Source organism: Sphingomonas lacunae, from assembly GCF_012979535.1.
Classification (GTDB): domain Bacteria; phylum Pseudomonadota; class Alphaproteobacteria; order Sphingomonadales; family Sphingomonadaceae; genus Sphingopyxis; species Sphingopyxis lacunae.
Genome location: NZ_CP053015.1, coordinates 1,245,668 through 1,262,829, shown reverse-complemented (window position 1 = coordinate 1,262,829; position 17,162 = coordinate 1,245,668). Strand labels below are relative to the sequence as shown.

14 protein-coding genes are annotated in these 17,162 nt (G+C 63.2%); 11 read left to right on the top strand and 3 right to left on the bottom strand.

Annotation, left to right across the window (positions count from 1 at the left end; translation table 11 throughout):
* Positions 1–39: 39 nt before the first annotated feature.
* The 7 genes from GV829_RS06005 (at position 40) to GV829_RS05975 (ending at position 8,239) form a co-directional block, all read left to right on the top strand.
* Positions 40–1,401: an alpha/beta hydrolase gene (locus tag GV829_RS06005; RefSeq protein WP_169944886.1), complete on the top strand. Its 1,362-nt coding sequence runs from the start codon at positions 40–42 to the stop codon at positions 1,399–1,401.
* Positions 1,398–2,750, top strand: a complete 1,353-nt coding sequence (locus tag GV829_RS06000; protein WP_169944885.1) for a 3-isopropylmalate dehydratase large subunit — start codon at positions 1,398–1,400, stop codon at positions 2,748–2,750. The genes GV829_RS06005 and GV829_RS06000 overlap by 4 nt, the downstream gene beginning before the upstream one ends.
* A complete protein-coding gene (gene leuD, locus GV829_RS05995) occupies positions 2,747–3,352 on the top strand; it encodes a 3-isopropylmalate dehydratase small subunit (protein ID WP_169944884.1) in 606 nt (201 codons plus the stop codon). The genes GV829_RS06000 and leuD overlap by 4 nt, the downstream gene beginning before the upstream one ends.
* Positions 3,325–4,269, top strand: a complete 945-nt coding sequence (locus GV829_RS05990) for a hydroxymethylglutaryl-CoA lyase (protein ID WP_169944883.1) — start codon at positions 3,325–3,327, stop codon at positions 4,267–4,269. The genes leuD and GV829_RS05990 overlap by 28 nt, the downstream gene beginning before the upstream one ends.
* Complete coding sequence (locus tag GV829_RS05985) at positions 4,266–5,450, top strand: CaiB/BaiF CoA transferase family protein (protein WP_169944880.1); 1,185 nt, start codon at positions 4,266–4,268, stop codon at positions 5,448–5,450. The genes GV829_RS05990 and GV829_RS05985 overlap by 4 nt, the downstream gene beginning before the upstream one ends.
* Before the next feature lie 84 nt (positions 5,451–5,534).
* On the top strand, positions 5,535–7,034 hold the full coding sequence (locus GV829_RS05980) for a flavin monoamine oxidase family protein (protein WP_169944877.1): 1,500 nt from the start codon (positions 5,535–5,537) through the stop codon (positions 7,032–7,034).
* Positions 7,034–8,239, top strand: coding sequence for a serine hydrolase domain-containing protein (locus GV829_RS05975; RefSeq protein ID WP_169944875.1), 1,206 nt, complete (start codon positions 7,034–7,036; stop codon positions 8,237–8,239). Before GV829_RS05980 ends, GV829_RS05975 begins: the two co-directional genes overlap by 1 nt.
* A 10-nt stretch (positions 8,240–8,249) precedes the next feature.
* On the opposite strand, the gene GV829_RS05970 is transcribed toward GV829_RS05975, so the two are convergent.
* Both GV829_RS05970 and GV829_RS05965 read right to left on the bottom strand, forming a co-directional pair.
* Complete coding sequence (locus GV829_RS05970; RefSeq protein ID WP_169944872.1) at positions 8,250–9,281, bottom strand: DUF1838 family protein; 1,032 nt, start codon at positions 9,279–9,281, stop codon at positions 8,250–8,252.
* Between the two features lie 21 nt (positions 9,282–9,302).
* Positions 9,303–10,808 carry an aldehyde dehydrogenase family protein gene (locus GV829_RS05965; RefSeq protein WP_169944869.1) on the bottom strand — a complete coding sequence of 502 codons (1,506 nt, stop codon included), beginning with the start codon at positions 10,806–10,808 and terminating at the stop codon, positions 9,303–9,305.
* A gap of 185 nt (positions 10,809–10,993) precedes the next feature.
* Here GV829_RS05965 and GV829_RS05960 point away from each other — a divergent pair, with 185 nt between their 5' ends.
* From GV829_RS05960 to GV829_RS05945, 4 genes are read left to right on the top strand one after another with little or no spacing between them, the layout of a single operon-like run.
* On the top strand, positions 10,994–12,553 hold the full coding sequence (locus GV829_RS05960; RefSeq protein ID WP_169944867.1) for an FAD-binding oxidoreductase: 1,560 nt from the start codon (positions 10,994–10,996) through the stop codon (positions 12,551–12,553).
* A gap of 47 nt (positions 12,554–12,600) precedes the next feature.
* On the top strand, positions 12,601–13,515 hold the full coding sequence (locus tag GV829_RS05955; RefSeq protein WP_169944865.1) for a polysaccharide deacetylase family protein: 915 nt from the start codon (positions 12,601–12,603) through the stop codon (positions 13,513–13,515).
* Positions 13,512–14,660: an FAD-dependent monooxygenase gene (locus tag GV829_RS05950; RefSeq protein WP_169944863.1), complete on the top strand. Its 1,149-nt coding sequence runs from the start codon at positions 13,512–13,514 to the stop codon at positions 14,658–14,660. The genes GV829_RS05955 and GV829_RS05950 overlap by 4 nt, the downstream gene beginning before the upstream one ends.
* A gap of 15 nt (positions 14,661–14,675) precedes the next feature.
* Positions 14,676–16,190 carry an aldehyde dehydrogenase family protein gene (locus GV829_RS05945; protein ID WP_169948018.1) on the top strand — a complete coding sequence of 505 codons (1,515 nt, stop codon included), beginning with the start codon at positions 14,676–14,678 and terminating at the stop codon, positions 16,188–16,190.
* Positions 16,191–16,230: 40 nt separating this feature from the next.
* Here the strand turns inward: GV829_RS05945 and GV829_RS05940 are convergent, their stop codons facing one another.
* Complete coding sequence (locus GV829_RS05940) at positions 16,231–17,031, bottom strand: IclR family transcriptional regulator (RefSeq protein WP_169944860.1); 801 nt, start codon at positions 17,029–17,031, stop codon at positions 16,231–16,233.
* Positions 17,032–17,162 lie beyond the last annotated feature (131 nt).

Below are 17,162 nucleotides of genomic sequence, written 5' to 3'. Positions count from 1 at the left end.
TGCGGCTGTCGAGCCAAATTTGTCCGGACAACTTTGCCCATGCGGATCACGCGTCACTATCTCACCGTCAAGGGGCGCCGGGTACATTATCGCCGCTGCGGCGAGGGTCCGCCGGTGCTGCTGGTGCACCAGAGCCCGCGCTCCTCGAGGGAATATGAGGCGGTGATGCGGCAATGGGGGCGGCAATTCACCTGTCTTGCACCCGATAGTCCGGGCTTCGGACAATCTGACCCCTTTTCATTCCGCGCGCCAACAACTGAAGACTATGCCGACGCGGTGCTCGACTTTGCCAAAGCGGTCGGCCTGAGCGGCATTGCTGCCTATGGCTTTCATTCGGGCGGCATTTTCCTGATGAACGCCATGCGCCGCCATCCGGAGCGTTTCGTTGCCCTGGCCGTGGGTGGCTATCCCTGCTTCAGGCCTGAAGAGCTCGCCGACGTGGGTGAGGCTTATCTGCCGTCTTTCAAGCCAATGCCCTATGGCGAGCATCTCGTCTGGGCGTGGAACCGCTTGCTTGAACAGAGCTGGTATTTCCCCTGGTACATGCCTGATGATCGCCGACGCATGTCGCTGGCCCATGCCGATCCGATGGCGGTGCAGGATATGGTGATGGACCTGCTGGCGGCAGGCGATGCCTATCGCGACGGCTATCGGGCAGCGCTGACCGCGGTTTATGACGTGCCCGCTGCCGGCAGCGACGTGCCGCCTGCCCTGATCGCCAGCTATGCCGGCGATCCGATGACCGCGCATATCGCCCGATTCCCTCCGCTGCCCGACGGCTGGGAAGCGGCGGAGCAGCCGACGCGTGACGCCCACTTTGCAGTCTGCGCAGACTTTCTGTCGCACCATCCGGCACCAGCGGCGGATCTCGCCGAGGATCGGCATCGCGGGTTCATCGCTGTGCAGGCGGGTAGGTTCGATGGCCTGATTCACTGGCGTGGGCAGGGGGATGTGCTCCACCTGCACGGGCCGGGGTGCTCGCTCGATCTGCTCTCCGAAGACGGGGTCATGATTGATTTGCCCGGCCACGGCTTGTCTGACCCGTGGCCGGGCGAACCGCCGACCGACTGGGCCGCTTGGCAAGTAGTGATCGACGCGGCGGCGGCACACCTAGGCGCGAAGGCTGTTTCGCACGAAGCGCTCCCCTGTGGCGAGGCGGTGCTGCTCTTCCCCGACCTGACACCTGACCGCTATGGCCATCATCTGGTTACGGCATGGGCCAATGTCAGGGCCAGCCACGTTTTTGCCCCGCATTATGCTGTCAACATCGCCCATGCCCGGCCAATTGACCCGGCGGCAATGGCGCCGGAGCGGCTGGCGGCGGAGCATCTGGCGCTGATCCGGGCTGGCACGGCGGCGCAGGCACTGCATCTTGCCCGGCAGGCCGGAGGTATCGCATGAGCGGCCCACGAACTCTGTTCGACAAGCTGTGGGACCAGCATTGCATCCTCGATCTCGACGGCAGCAGCAGCCTGATCGCGATTGACCGGTTGTTCCTGCATGAGCGCACGGGTGCCTCGGCGCTCAAGTCGTTGGCGGCGGCGGGCAGAACGGTGGTTGACCCGGCACACGTCTTTGCCGTGATGGACCATATCGTCGATACGCGGACGGGACGCAGCGACCAGACTCTGATGCCGGGCGGACAAGCTTTCATCAGCGAAACGCGTGAGGCGGCGCGGGCAGCAGGGATCACGCTGTTTGATGTCGATGATCCCCGGCAAGGCATCACCCATGTCATCTCGCCCGAACTGGGCATTGTCTTGCCCGGCTTGACACTGATCGCGCCCGATAGCCACACCTGCACGCAAGGCGCCTTCGGCGCGCTTGCCTGGGGCATCGGCAGCAGCGAGGCCGAACATGCCATGGCCACCGGCACGCTGCGGGTCGAAAAGCCAAAGAGGATGCGTGTGACCTTCACAGGCACTCTGCGGCCCGGCATCACTGCGAAGGACATGATCCTGACGCTGCTCGCCCGTGAAGGGGCGGGTGGCGGCGCAGGACATGTCTTGGAATTCGCCGGGGAGGCGGTGCGCAGCCTTGACATGGAAGCGCGCATGACGCTGTGCAACATGGCGACAGAATTTGCCGCCTTCACCGGCATCATCGCGCCGGACGATGTGACTTGCGCCTATCTCAGCGGTCGCCGTTATGCGCCCGAACCCCTCCCTGACTGGTCGGATCTGGTTTCGGATGACGGCGCGCGGTTTGACCGGGAAATTGTCATCGACGCTTCGGCCATCGAACCGATGGTCAGTTGGGGTACCTCGCCGGGTCAATCGATTCCGCTATCCGGCCGGGTCCCCGATGATGCTGACAGGCGGGCGCTCGATTACATCGGCCTTGGCGCGGGACAGGCGATTGCCGGGGTGCCAGTCGATGTCGCCTTCATCGGCAGTTGCACCAATGCGCGGCTGAGTGATTTGCGCCGCGCCGCCGCCATCCTTGCCGGCAAGCGGATCGCGCCGCGGATCAAGGTGGCACTGGTCGTGCCGGGCTCAAGTGCGGTCAAGCGCGCGGCGGAGGCCGAGGGCCTTGATCGGATATTCACCAACGCCGGTTTCGAATGGCGCGAAAGCGGCTGTTCCATGTGCTTCTTTGTGGGCGGCGAACGCTTCCCCGAGGGCAGCCGGGTGATCTCCTCGACCAACCGCAATTTCGAGGGGCGGCAAGGCCCAGGTATCCGCACCCATATCGCCAGTCCCGAAGTCGTCGCGGCGAGCGCGCTGGCGGGAAGGATCAGCGCGCCATGACCCCCTTCACTCACCACAGCGGCATCGCTGCGCCGTTGCTGCGCGACAATGTCGATACCGACGCGATCATTCCCTCGCGCGAAATGCGTTCAACCGGCAAGACCGGCCTCAAGGACGGGCTGTTCGCCCCCTGGCGCTATCTCGATGCCGATGCGCGGGTTGGTGATCCGGCCTTTGTACTCAACCAGCCTGACTTTGCCGGGGCTACCATCCTTGCTGCCGGCGCCAATTTCGGCTGCGGGTCGAGCCGCGAGCATGCGGTCTGGGCGCTTGCCGAATATGGTATCCGCTGCGTGATGGCAGAGAGCTTCGCCCCGATCTTTTACAATAATTGCGTGCGCAACGGCCTGTTGCCGGTGGTACTCGACAAGGCAGTGATTTCCCGACTGGCGGGGCAATCGGTGCACATTGATCTCGCCGCGCAGATGGTGAGCTACGGCGGGGAAGGCTGGTCCTTTGCCATCGGCGGTGAGGCGAAGGCGATGCTCTTGGGCGGACTCGATGCAATCGACCTTACCTTGCTCAACCGCGATGCCATCGAGGCGTGGCGCCATGCCGATCGCGAGTCCCGGCCATGGGCCTATCTGGAGAAACCGGTGTGACCTTTATCACCATCAGCGAGGTGGGCCCGCGCGACGGGCTGCAATCGATCGACAGGGTCATGCCGCTTGAGGCCAAAAAAGCATGGATCAAGGCCGAAGCAGAGGCCGGTGTACCCGAGATTGAGGTCGGCAGCTTTGTCCCGCCTTCACTGCTGCCGCAAATGGCGGACACCGCCGAACTGGTTGCTTTTGCCCGGACGCTGCCGGGCCTTAATGTCGTCGCGTTGGTGCCCAATGCGAAGGGCGCGGCGCGGGCAGTCGAGGCGGGAGTGCATGGCCTGTCCATCCCCTTTTCCATGTCGGAAACCCACAGCATCAAGAATGTCCGCAAGACCCATGCCGAGATGCTGGTTGAAATCGCCGAGGTGGCAACAGTGGCCAAGGCAGGCGGTGTGCATTGTGCGGTCGGGCTATCGACCGCCTTCGGTTGCACAATGGAAGGCGCTGTGCACGAGGATAGGGTGGTGCGGCTCGCCGTGGCGGCGGTGGAAGCCGGGGCAGAAGAGCTGAGCCTGTCTGACACCACCGGCTATGCAGATCCGGCCAAGGTACGGCGATTGGTGCGCGCAGTGACCGCAGCGGTCGGGCCGGGACTGCTGACGACGCTGCACCTGCATAACACGCGCGGGCTGGGCCTCGCCAATGCACTGGCTGGGCTGGATGAGGGGATCACCACGCTTGATGCCTCGCTCGGCGGGCTCGGTGGTTGCCCGTTCGCGCCCGGCGCATCGGGCAATATTGTCACCGAAGACCTTGTCTTCATGCTCGCTGCCATGGGTTATGAGACCGGCATAAATCTCGACCGGCTGATGGCCGTGCGCGGGATCATCGCCAATGCCCTGCCCGGCGAACCGCTCTACGGTTTCACCCCCGATGCCGGATTGCCCCTCGATTATCGTTCAGGATCAGATACATGACCTCTCCCACGCCGCTGGCAGGCCTCAAGATTGTCGAATTCACCCATATGGTCATGGGGCCAACGGTGGGCCACATCCTCGCCAGTCTCGGCGCCGAAGTGGTGCGCGTCGAGCCGATCGGCGGAGACCAGACCCGGCGCTTGCTGGGTTCCGGCGCGGGCTATTTTGCCATGTACAACCGGCACAAGCAGTCGATCTGCCTCGATCTCAAATCGGCCGATGGCATGGCAGTGGCGCGGGCGCTGTGTGAGCGGGCCGACATCCTCGTCGAAAATTTCCGTCCCGGCGCGCTCGACCGGCTTGGGCTGGGATATGATGTGCTCAGCGCGGCCAATCCGCGCCTGATCTATTGTTCGGAGAAGGGCTTTCTGCCCGGTCCCTATGAGGATCGCACCGCGCTCGATGAAGTGGCGCAGATGATGGGCGGTCTCGCCTATATGACCGGCCCGCCCGGACGCCCGCTACGTGCCGGGGCAAGCGTGATCGATGTGACCGGCGGCATGTTCGGTGTCATCGGCATCCTTGCCGCGATCGAGGAACGGCACCGGACGGGGCTGGGGCAAAAGGTCATCGCCTCGCTGTTCGAGACGACCGTCTATCTGGTCGGCCAGCACATGGCGCAATTCGCTGTTACCGGCAGCGCAGCCGCCCCGATGCCGGCGCGCATCTCGGCCTGGGCCATCTATGATGTCTTTGAGACCAAGGACGAACCACTGTTCATCGGCGTTGTCTCCGACCCGCTGTGGGAGAAATTCTGCGCGCTGTTCGGTCTCGATGACCTTTGGGCCGACGAGGGCCTGCGGCGGAACAATGACCGCGTGCAGGCGCGTGAGCGCCTGATGCCGCGCATCCGCGACCTGATCGCCGGTTTCACCCGTGACGAAGTCATCGCCAGGCTGGAAGGCAGTGGCCTGCCCTTTGCGCCGATCGGCCGGCCGGAGGACATGTTCGATGACCCGCATCTGGCGGCATCAGACGGGCTTGAACCTGTAACGTTGGCAGACGGGCGGGAGACGCGGCTGCCTACCCTCCCGCTGATGATGGGTGATGGGCGACCGGCCGCAGCCGCCGCCCTGCCGCAGCCCGGCGCGGACAGCCGGTTGGTTTTGGCCGGTATTGGCTTTGCCGATGCCGACATTGAGCGACTGCTCGCCAGTGGCTCTGTGCAGGTTGGCGGCTGACTATCCATTGGGCGGACAGGCCTTTGCCATTCCACCTCGGATGTGCCGCTTGCTCCTAGCATGGCGGTGCGCAATCTAGGGGACATGACGATGACATCTGGCCACTCCCGCTTCTCCCGCCGTTCGTTCCTTGCTGCTGCGGGCGCGGCCTCGGCGATGGCGGCAACACCCGGCTTTGCCACGCAGAGCAGCGCCCGGTCGGCGCGTGGCGGCGCACCCGAAGTGTATGATGTGCTGGTCGTCGGCGCCGGTCTCGCCGGCCTTCATGCTGCTGAATTGCTTGAACAGCAGGGGTTCCGTGTGGCCTTGGTCGAGGCATCCGACCGGGTGGGTGGCCGCCTGCGCACTGGCCGTGCCGATGGCTATGTTGCCGAACTGGGGGGCAGCGAGGTTGGCCCGCTTTACGGCAGGGTGCGTGATGCCTGCGGTAGGCTCAATGTCGGTCTGAACACCAACGCACCCCGTTCATCGCCCTTTGTCCTCGACATTGGCGGCGACATGATCCTCCCCGCCAACTGGTCCGCATCAGACAAGAATCTGACGCGTGGCAATGAGCGCGAAATCTTGCCGTTCCTGATCCAGAACCGGTTCTTTTTTGACTGGTTGCCGTTCGAGGACCCTGCTGACTGGCTCAACGAGGCGCATTTCCCGCTCGACGTCTCGGCCTCCGAATATATGCGCGGCCGGGGCGTGTCAGAAGCTGCTATCCGGCTTGCCGATGTTGATCTGAACGGGCCGAGCCTCGCCGCGATTTCGGCGATGAGCATTTTCCGGGACATGGCCCGCATCAAGGTTGAGGGTTTTCGCGATCCTACCCGGCCGCAATATGGCAACAACAGCAACAATGCCAATCTGAGCGCCTTCATCGAGGGTGGATCGGACATGCTCCCCCGGGCCATGGCCGCGTCGCTGCGCGGGATGGTTAGGCTTAACGCGCCAGTCGTGCAGGTGGATCAGACCGACGTAGAGGTTGAAGCCCGCCTGTTCGACGGAACACGCATTCGCAGCAAATTCATGGTGATGGCGGCACCATTTTCTGCCGTGCGCCACATCCGGTTCAACCCCGGCCTGCCTGCGGTGCAGGCTGACGCGGTGCAGGGCGCCGCCTATTCGGCGACGACCCAGTTCCATTTCCGTGTTTTGCGGAAATTCTGGGAAGAGGATGGGCTGCCTCCATCACTGTGGAGTGACCGTCTTTATGAGCGCGGATTCCACATTGCCAATCGCGGCGGAGAGCATGGCAGCTACACCGTCTGGCTCAATGGCGACGGCGCGACCCGCATTCACGCCATGCCGCGTGAGGCGCAACTGGCATTGATCCTTGCCGAAATGGAGGCAGCGCGGCCCTCCATCCGTGGCGCGCTCCAGCCGCTGTTTGATTATAGCTGGGAAGCCAATCCCTTCGTCGGCGGCAACAAGCATGTCTTCTGCGCGGGGCAGGTCAGGCATTTCGCCAAGGACATGGGCCTGCCGCATGGCCGCATCCACTTCGCTGGCGAGCATCTCCGCCGCATGGAACCGGGGATGGAATCGGCCATGGAAACCGGCGAAATTGCCGCACTGGATGTGATGGGGCGGCTGTAATGCAGCGCTGGTTGCGCGGACTCACACGTCTTGCGGCTTTGGCCTTGCTTGCCAGCCCCGGCGTATCGGCAGCGCAGCAGGATGACGCGAGTGTCTATCGCGAGCGGTTCGAGCGCTTCATGCGCGATCCGACCAATTTCGCTTATGAACCAGTCGAGCCTGTGACGGGGGTGCGCCGCTACCGGCCGATTGCCCAGGTCCGTCCGGGAGAAAGCCGCATTGATGCCACCGCGCTTGAATCGGCCGTCCGCTATGCAGAAGCCAACCGGTCAACCGCCTTCATCGTCTGGCGCGACGGACGCCTGGAAAGCGAACAATATTTCGGCGGCACCCGGGCCAACACGCTGCTGCCGTCCAAGTCGCTGTCAAAACCACTGACCGCGATCGCCGTGGGACGAGCCATCGTCCTAGGGCATATCCGCTCACTCGACCAACCTGTGGCGGATTTCATCCACGAATGGCGCGGGACGGATCGGGCCACTATGCGCATCCGCCACCTGCTCGACATGCGGTCGGGCCTGCTCGACCAAGGGTTCAGCCCTGACCCGAATCACCCATGGAATCAGGCTTTTCTGGGTCTCGACCATGGGCGTTACATTGTCGAGCACTATCCGCTTACCCATAGCCCCGGCACCCGCTATGGCTATGCCAACGCACCGAGCGAGCTGGTCGCGCTGGTCATCGAGCGAGCTACCGGCCGACGCTATGCCGATTTCATCGGGCGCGAGGTGCTGCGGCCTATCGGCGCGCAAGGCGGGGAGATTTGGATCAACCGGGCCGGAGGCCTTGCCCATTCGGGCTGCTGCCTGATGCTGCCCGCCCAGGATTGGCTGCGCATGGCCATTCTGCTGATCAATGATGGCCGGGTGGGCAATCGCCGCCTGTTGTCCCGCGGCTATGTGGCCGAGATGCTTCGCGGGACCCCCGAAAACCGGCACTATGGGCTTGGCGTCTGGCTGGGCAGTCCCTGGCAGGAAAGACGCGGCTTTGGGGCACCGGGCGCTCCTGGCCCGCAAGTGCTGCACAGTGCCCCTTATCGCGATCCCGGCCTGTACCTCTTTGATGGCAATGCCAGCCAGACGGTCCATATCTCTCCCGCTCATCGGTTGATCATCCTGCGCATGGGGGCAAACCCGCCGCGCAGTCCCGAATGGGACAATGCCTACCTGCCCAACCTGTTGATCGACGGCCTGCGCCGCCGCTGACCGGGACTGTCTATCGTCCTGTCGCGGGCGGGCGCACATAGCCCGGCGTTTCGGGCGGCACATCCTCGGCATAGCGTTCCAGCGTCCCGATGACGCCAAGGTCCGGGCCGTCCACCGGTTCCTCGAACAGGTCGGGCCGGTCGCGTTCGACCCGTCGGCGAACAGAAGGCGGCACATCATCCATCCCGCCAGTGATCTTGTAACTGTGCATCCGGCCCATCAGCACGCCATGGACGCCGCTCTGTCCCATCTTCATCCACGGCCACCATGGGGCCTGTCGCATGAAGCCGGCATGATAGCGGGCCGATACCACAGACCGGTCATCAATTTCGGCGCGCGGGGTGAAAAGGGTGAAATGCTCGGATGGATTGACGCGCGGCCCGGTCGACGCCTTTGGCCAGCCTTCGGGTGTTACCGGGTTGCTATATTCATGGGCATAGTCCCAGCCGAGCAGATATTGGTCGCCAATCGCCTGCCAAGGAAGGCGGAACGGCTCGTCGGGGCGGGCATTGCCATGGTCGTTGTTGACAGTCTCGCCATCGCCGACACGGAACACCTTGCGTGTCAGGCCCAGCGAACCGCGGAACTGATCGTTGAGGAAAGCAAAGACGTCACAGCGCTCTCCCGTCCAGGGATTGTCCCACACATCGATGATCTCACCCGACGCCAGATCGGTGAAATAGCCGCATTCCTTGCCCATCACCTTGATCGAACCATCCGGCTGGATCACGTTGCGGATGTTGCCAAAGCCGCAATAGCCGAACAGCGGCTTGGCCCTCTCGCTGCCGACGATGGCATATTGGACGCCCTGATAGCCGGACAGCACGGCCCGGTCGCCGATCGTCCCCCACATCTTGGCAAAGCCATAGAGATTGTCACGCGCGTCCGTCACGTCGAGCGGGCGGATGGGGCCTCTCATTCCGGGCGTTGCCTGTGCAGCTGTCGAGGCAATGGTTGCCGTCGTCGCAAGGCCGGCCATGGCAGCCGCGCCGCCAAAAAAGGACCGGCGCGACAGGCCGTTGTGAAAATCCTCGTAGAACATGACGCTGCCTTTCAGGCCGGATCAGAAGACCGCGCACACGGTCTTCCAATCGAGATAATTGTCCATCGCGAGACGGCCGGAATCGCGGCCCCAGCCCGATTGCTTGACGCCGCCTATTGGCAGGCTGGCGTCGTACATCGAATGGCAGTTGATCCAGACGGTGCCCGCCTTCATCGCATTGGCGATGCGGTGCGCGTTGGACAGACCCTCGGTCCAGATGCTGGCGGCAAGCCCATAATCGCTGTCATTGGCGGCGGCGATGACCTCATCGACATCATCAAAGGCTTGCGCGACGAGAACGGGGCCAAAAATCTCCTCGCGGACAATCGCCATGTCGGGTGTCACACCTGTGACCACAGCAGGCGCGACAAAAGTGTTGGCCGGGCCGGAGCGTTCGCCGCCAGTGATCACCTGAGCCCCCGCGCTGGCCGCATCGCTGACATAGGCAGCGACCTTCGCAGCCTGCCCCGCGTTGACCAGCGGGCCCATCTGGGTCGTCTGGTCGAGGCCGTGACCCAGTTTCAGCCCTTTGGCGTAAGCGGCGACGCCTTCAACCAGTTGGTCATGGATCGAGCGATGCGCATAAAGGCGCGACCCCGCCACGCACACCTGTCCACCATTGAAGAAGATCGCATTGGCGACACCGGGGATGGCCAGGTCGAGATTGGCGTCAGGCATGACGATGACCGGCGACTTGCCACCCAATTCAAGCGTCACCCGCTTGAGGTTGCCCTTGGCGGCATCGAGGATGGCGCGGCCGGTCGCGGTTGATCCGGTGAAGGCGACCTTGTCGACATCGCCATGGGCCGCCAGCGCCGCACCGGTTTCGCTGCCGAGACCCGTGACCAGATTCAGCACCCCAGCCGGCAATCCCGCTTCCTGCATCAGTTCGGCCAGGCGAATGGCGGTCAGCGATGTGTCCTCGGCAGGTTTGAGCACCACGGTGCAACCAGCAGCAATGGCCGGGGCGAGCTTCATCGCGGTCAACACCAGCGGCGAATTCCACGGCACTATGGCGGCGACAACGCCGACCGGTTCGCGGCGGGTCCAGCTGGTCACCTGCTTGCCGGCGGGCTGGTAGTTGATCGAGGATTCGATGGTGTTCCCCTCGATTGTCATCGCCTGTCCCGCGAAAAACCGGAACTGGTTGACCGCTCCGGGAATTTCGGCCCAGCGTCCGACGAACAGCGGCTTGCCCTGATCGAGCGTCTCCAGCTCGGCCAATTCGTCGATATGCTTGTCGAGGATGTCTGCGATGGCCCACAGGATGCGGGCGCGTTCCACTGGCACGGTCGCTGACCACCCCGGCAATGCGGTGCGGGCAGCAGCGACAGCGGCATCAACGTCCGTAAGTCCGGCGCGCCCGATCAGCGCCAGCGTCTCGCCAGTCGCCGGATCGAGAGTAGCAATCGGCTCGCCACCGCCAGCTTCCACCCATGCACCGCCGATCAGCAACCGGCTGCCCCGCTGCTGCCGGTCAAGAAACTGGTGGGCGGCTTGTGAGAGCGACGGGCGGGTAAGGGTCATGATCCAGCCTTCCTTTTGCAACGCGGTGACTATGGTTGGATATTGCCCGCAGTCAGCCGATGCTGCCAGAGCCAGCCGCAGGGTGGATAGTTTCCGCCTGCCCCGTCCCGTTTGCCGGAGCGCTGTGGTGAGCATAAGGTCAGTTCAGATTTGGCCGACAAGGGGACCCAAAGGTGACAACAACCGTGACCAAAGCGCCAGCTGCAGCGGGGTTGCGCGATGCGCTGGTCGCGGCAGTCGGCGCCGGGGCGCTGCTAGATGGCGAAGCTGATCGGCTTCTCGCCAGTCACGATGTCTATGCCTCGGGCGGTGAGCCGCTTGCAGTTGTCCGCCCTGCGGACATTCCTGCACTGCAAGCCGCGGTTCGCGCCTGTACCGCTGCTGGCGTGGCGATGGTGCCGCGTGGCGGCGGCGCCTCCTATACCGATGGCTATTTGTTGCCCGGCGGCGGGCATGTCCTGTTCGATCTCGGCGCGCTCGATTTTGTCGAGGTGGACGCCGCCAATGCGGTCGTCCGGGTCGGTGCAGGCACGACCTGGGCGGCGCTCAAGGCCGCGCTCGATCCGTTCGGCCTGCGCACGCCCTTTTGGGGCCCCTTTTCCGGCATTGCCGCCACGATCGGCGGCAGCGTCAGCCAGAACACGATCAGTCACGGCAGTGGACGCCACGGCATATCGGCCGGTTCGGTTGTTGATATTGAAGTGGTGCTGGCCGACGGCACATTGATGCACAGCTCGCCATCGCGCGCGACCCGCAGCTTTGGCCCGGACATGACCGGCCTGTTCACTGGCGACTGCGGTGCGCTGGGTTTCAAGGCGGCTCTGATCCTGCCGTTGCTCAAGGCGCAGCCCGCCTTCGAGGCGCTATCCTTCGCCTTTGAAACGCTCGGCGGCTATCACGCGATGGTCAGCAATGCCTCGCTCGAACAGCTGGATGATGAGCATTTCGGCGTTGATCTGGTGCTGTCGCAAGGGCAGATCGGCAAGCAGCAGGGCATTGGTGCACGGGTAGGCATCGCCCGCGACATCATGCGCTCGGCTCCCGGCTTCTTCGCCGGACTCCGGCAACTTGCCAGCATGGCCGTGGCCGGGGAAGGCGCGCTGACGGCGGCCAATTACATGGCCCATTTCATTGTCGAAGGGGTCGATGACCAAGAAGTCCAGGCCAAGGCAGGGCGGCTCCGCGCTATCGCCCGGCCCATCGGGATCGAGATTGCGAATACCGTCCCGGCCTTTGTGCGTGCCATGCCCTTTGCCCCGTTGACCAACATATTGGGCCCAAAGGGTGAGCGCTGGGTGCCCTTCCACGGCATACTCCAACACGATCAGGTGCTGCCCTTCCATGAAGCCTTCACCGCGTTTCTCGCCGATCGACAGGCGGAAATGCAGGCGCATGGGCTGGTTGTCGGCACCATGTTCAGCAGCGTCGGCTCGACCGGCATCCTCTATGAGATTGCCCTTTATTGGCCAGATGCGCGCACGCCCTATCACCGGGCCACGCTCGACGAGGCGACACTGGCCGCATTGCCGGCCTATCCCGAATCGACAGACAACCGCGCCTATGCCGAACAGTTCAAATCAGCTGTGATCGACCTGTTCGGCCGCTTTGGCGCGGCACATTTCCAGATCGGCCGCGCCTATCCCTATCGGGACCGGCTCGATCCTGCCCAAGCGGCATTGCTCCGCGCGATCAAGGCGCAGCTCGACCCGCGCGGCCTGATGAACCCCGGCGTGCTCGGCCTGTGATCGCCATGTCGCCTTTCCCCTTTTGCCCAGACTGACGAGGCCCGACGATGGAGTATGACTATATCCCGCTGCCACAGCGCCAGCCGCTAAAATGGCCCGGTGGCGCGCGGGTGGCGCTGCTCATCACCTTCAACCTCGAAACCTGGGACCTGACCAAGGACACCGACAAGCCCTATTATGCCGGCGGCCCGGCCATCCTGCCGGACGTCTTGCCCGGCAATGTCGCCGATTTCCCCAACTTCACATGGCGCGAATATGGCCAGCGTGTCGGCATCTGGCGCCTGTTCGAATTGTTCGACACGCTGGGCGCGAAGGCCAGCTGCACCACCAATGCCGTCACTTTCCAGCGGCGCAAGGCGATGACCGATGCGGTGCTGGAGCGCGGTTGGGAATTGCTCACCCACAATTGGGAACAGGGCGAGTTGCTGACAAATTTCGCCCATGACCCGGCGCGCGAGCGGGAGATCATCCTCGCCTCGCTCGCCGAGTTTGAGAAACACACCGGGCGCAAGTCCAAAGGCTGGCTGTCCTCATCCCTGCGCGGGACAATGCAAACCGCGGACATTCTCGCCGAGCAAGGCTGCACCTTTTACTGCGACATCATGAATGACGATCAGCCCTATCTGCTCAAGACACCGAGCGGGCCGATTGTCTCTGTGCCCTATTCCAACGAGATCAATGATTTCACCTTCATCACCCGCAAAAATTACACAACCGACCAGTTCGCTCAGGCGCTGATCGAGGAACTGGACGTCCTGTATGAAGAAGGGGCCACGACCGGCCGGATCATGAACATCGGCCTGCACCCGCACGTCTCGGGCCGGGCACACCGGATCCGCGCCATCCGCGAGTTCATCGAACATGCCCAGTCGCTGCCCGGCGTGTGGTGGGCGACGCGGGAGGAGATTGCCGACTGGTATCTCGCCAATCATGAGAGTCATATTCCAGGGCAACTCGCATGAGCGGGCAGCGCATTACCATCGCCGGAGGCGGCATCGGCGGCACCACGGCGGCCACGGCACTGGCGCAGGCCGGCTATGCCGTCACGCTGCTCGAAGCCGCGCCGGAGTTTGGCGAGGTGGGGGCAGGCGTGACGCTGGCGCCCAATGCGATGCGCGGCATGGACTTCATTGGCGTGATGGAGCGGGTGGCCAGCGCCGGGGTCGAGCCTCATCGTCAGCGCATCCAGCACTGGCAGGATGATCGTGCGCTGTTCACCATGGAACGCGCCAATGCGCGGGAGCAATATGGTGCTCCCTATGTCTACATCCATCGCGCCGACCTGCACGCCATCCTTGTCGATGCCGCGCGCGATGCCGGTGTGACCCTGCGCCCCGGCGCGGCGGTGGTTGGTAGCGAGAGGGCGACCGCGATCCTTGCCAATGGTGAACGTGTCGAAGCTGATCTGCTGGTCGGCTCCGACGGGGTCAAATCCGTCATCCGCCAGCGGTTTGAGACGAAGCCTCCGCACTTTACCGGCCATGTCGCCTGGCGTGCGACAGTAAAGGTGGATGACGCACTACGGGAGGTGACCGATTATCCGGGCATCCACATAGGGCCGGGACGGATGATCACCCGCTATCCGGTGCGCGGCGGGTCGATGCTCAACCTGGTGTTCTTTGCCCGCCAGTCAGGGTGGGAAGAGGATGGCTGGACCATCCCTTGCGCGCCGGGGGACCTTGCCACCACCTACGCCGGCTGGTCGCCCGACTGCATGGCAATGATCGCCGCTGCGGAAGCTGTTCCGCATTTCAAATGGGCTATCAACGCCCGCACCCCGCTCGACCGCTGGGTGATCGACGATTGTGTCACACTGCTCGGCGATGCCGCGCATGGCATGACCCCGTTCCTCGGTCAGGGGGCGGCCTGTGCCATAGAGGATGCTGTGGTGCTGGCCCGTGCGCTTGCCGACAGCGACAGCATTGCCACCGGCCTCACCCGCTATGTCGGCGCCCGGCACGAACGGACCAGTTTCATCCAGCTTGAATCAAACGCCAATGCCGACCGGATGCAGGGGGAAGACACCGACCTGTTCGGACTCAGCAAACTGCGCAATGAGGAGACTCTGGGGCTGTTTGAATATGATTGCTGCACCGTTCCGGTTTGAGAAGAGGATCGATTGATGCACCCCGATGGCAAGCCGTTTGACGGTCACCCGATCCTCGACGAAACCCGGGCCTTTCTCGGCGAGCGGCACCAACTGCTGATCAATGGCCAATGGTCTGACGGTACCGAGGGTGAGACACTGGAGAGCCGCGATCCTGCTACCGGGCTGACAGTGGCACGCTTTGCCGTGGGTGGTGCAGCGGATGCTGATCGCGCGGTAGCGGCGGCGCGCAATGCTTTTGAAGGCGGCTGGGGTCGCACCTCGCCCAAGGTCAGGGCAGCAGCCTTGCGTCGGCTTGCCGCCCTGATCGAGAGCAATGCGGAACTGTTCACCCAGCTTGAGATCATCGACAATGGCATGCCCCAGATGATCGCCAGGCTGACGGTCAGTAATTGCGTCGAGATGCTCGATTATTATGCCGGCCTTGCCTGGCAGATCGAGGGGTCGACGCTTGCACCGCCGACGTGGGTTGCCGACCAGGCCGAAGCCCTGACCTATACGGTGCGAGAGCCGGTAGGCGTGGCCGCCCAGATAATCCCCTGGAACGTGCCAATGTCCATGGCCATTCTCAAGCTGGCACCGGCGCTTGCAGCGGGCTGCACCGTGGTGATGAAGCCTTCGGAAGAAACGCCATTGACCGCCCTGCTGCTGGGCCGGCTGGTCTGCGAGGCCGGCTTGCCAGACGGGGTTGTCAACATCGTCAATGGTCTGGGCAGTAAGGTGGGGGCGCGCCTGGCGGCTCATCCCAATGTGGACAAGATCGCCTTCACCGGCTCGACCGCAACCGGTCGAGCCATTGTCCAGGCCGCACTGGGCAATCTCAAGAAAGTGACACTCGAACTAGGCGGCAAATCGCCGGTCGTCGTCATGCCCGATGTCGACATGGACCTGGCCATTCCCGGTGTCGGCATGGCGACCTATTTCCTCGGCGGCCAGAATTGCATGGCGGGGACGCGCATCTTTGCCCATGCCGCGATCCATGACCAGCTGGTCGAAGGACTGGCAGCCTTTTCCAAGATGCTGACCGTCGGTCATGGTCTCGACCCGGCCAGCATGATCGGCCCGATGGTTTCCGAAATCCACTGTGGCAAAGTGATGGGCTACATTGAGCGCGGCCTGTCCGAAGGTGCGCGGCTGGTCACCGGGGGACAGCGGCTCGACCGGCCAGGAACCTTTGTCGAACCCACCATCTTTGCCGATTGCACGCCCGACATGGCGATTGTCCGAGACGAGATTTTCGGCCCGGTCATGGCGGTGATGAAGTTTGACAGCGACGATGTCGATACCATCGCTCGCCTTGCCAACGATTCGCCCTATGGCCTGTCAGGCAGTGTCTGGACACAGGATCTGTCGACCGCCCACCGGCTGGTATCACGCATCCGCTCAGGCCATGTGTCGATCAACTGCCATGGCGCCGTGGGAAGCAATGTACCATTCGGCGGGTATGGCCAATCCGGCTGGGGTCGCGAATTCGGTACCGAAGGTCTGTCCAACTATCTGGAGACCAAGGCGGTGACCGCACGCTTGTAGGCCGTGGCGCCACCGGACAGCCCAGTCATCAAACCGGCCATCAGGCCGCAGAGAGATTGGCGTCCGGCTTGTGCCGGGCCAGGCCGGCGGTGATGTTTTGCGCTGTCGCCAACATTTCAGGCAGATACGTTTCGAGTGCCTTGTTGAGCGACATGGCCGAGACGAAATAGACGAGTGTCATTGCCGCCTCGAACCGCCCCTTGTTGAAAATCGGAACGGCGATCGATGATGTTTTGCCCGGCGTGTGATTGAAATAGTTGCGGCCTTGCACGGCATAGCCTTTGGCCCGAATTCCTTCCGGGTTCAGCGCCATCTCGGCTTCTGCAAGATAGTCCGGATCAATGTCCTGATCGGCACGCATCCATTTCAAAATCTGTTCGCGTTCATCATCATCGGCATAGGCCATAGACAGCTTGCCAGAGGCACTGTCGAGCAGTGGCAGTGTGAAGCCGGGATAATATTGTGAGAAAGTAAGTGAGGTGTTGGCATGGGTGCTGTCCCGCAGCATCATGTTCTTTCCGACCCGGATGGCGATGGAAACCGGCCAGCCGACCTTCTTGGTCAGGGCGACAATCTCGGGCCGGGCGATTTCGACCAGCATGCCGTCCTGCTGATAACCGCTTGAAAGCGATTGAACGAGCGCTGTCGGCCGGTATCGCTTGCGGGCAGGTTCCTGCTCAACCAGCCCTTCATACATCAACGTCTGCACAATGCGGTGGGCGGTGGGATAGGGAACGCCAGCCGCGCGGCTGATCTCCATCATCGTCATCGACCCATGACGGTTGATCGCCTTTAGCGCGGAAATGGCCCGACTGAATGACTGGATCGGCACACCCTTCATCGCCTGATACTCCCCTGACGGCAAAAAACTCCGCTTTTGCGGATGAATCGCACCATGGCCTGCCGACGGACTATGTCGCAGACTGATGCCGCCTGTAGGAAAGCTGGCAGATTATCCGACTGGTGGACATT

Excerpts from the sequence above, each read along its gene's own strand:
- GV829_RS06005 (WP_169944886.1), top strand. The coding sequence starts at position 40 with ATGCGGATCACGCGTCACTATCTCACCGTCAAGGGGCGCCGGGTACAT.
- GV829_RS06000 (WP_169944885.1), top strand. The coding sequence starts at position 1,398 with ATGAGCGGCCCACGAACTCTGTTCGACAAGCTGTGGGACCAGCATTGC.
- leuD (WP_169944884.1), top strand. The coding sequence starts at position 2,747 with ATGACCCCCTTCACTCACCACAGCGGCATCGCTGCGCCGTTGCTGCGC.
- GV829_RS05990 (WP_169944883.1), top strand. The coding sequence starts at position 3,325 with ATGGGCCTATCTGGAGAAACCGGTGTGACCTTTATCACCATCAGCGAG.
- GV829_RS05985 (WP_169944880.1), top strand. The coding sequence starts at position 4,266 with ATGACCTCTCCCACGCCGCTGGCAGGCCTCAAGATTGTCGAATTCACC.
- GV829_RS05980 (WP_169944877.1), top strand. The coding sequence starts at position 5,535 with ATGACGATGACATCTGGCCACTCCCGCTTCTCCCGCCGTTCGTTCCTT.
- GV829_RS05975 (WP_169944875.1), top strand. The coding sequence starts at position 7,034 with ATGCAGCGCTGGTTGCGCGGACTCACACGTCTTGCGGCTTTGGCCTTG.
- GV829_RS05970 (WP_169944872.1), bottom strand. The coding sequence starts at position 9,281 with ATGTTCTACGAGGATTTTCACAACGGCCTGTCGCGCCGGTCCTTTTTT.
- GV829_RS05965 (WP_169944869.1), bottom strand. The coding sequence starts at position 10,808 with ATGACCCTTACCCGCCCGTCGCTCTCACAAGCCGCCCACCAGTTTCTT.
- GV829_RS05955 (WP_169944865.1), top strand. The coding sequence starts at position 12,601 with ATGGAGTATGACTATATCCCGCTGCCACAGCGCCAGCCGCTAAAATGG.
- GV829_RS05950 (WP_169944863.1), top strand. The coding sequence starts at position 13,512 with ATGAGCGGGCAGCGCATTACCATCGCCGGAGGCGGCATCGGCGGCACC.
- GV829_RS05945 (WP_169948018.1), top strand. The coding sequence starts at position 14,676 with ATGCACCCCGATGGCAAGCCGTTTGACGGTCACCCGATCCTCGACGAA.
- GV829_RS05940 (WP_169944860.1), bottom strand. The coding sequence starts at position 17,031 with ATGAAGGGTGTGCCGATCCAGTCATTCAGTCGGGCCATTTCCGCGCTA.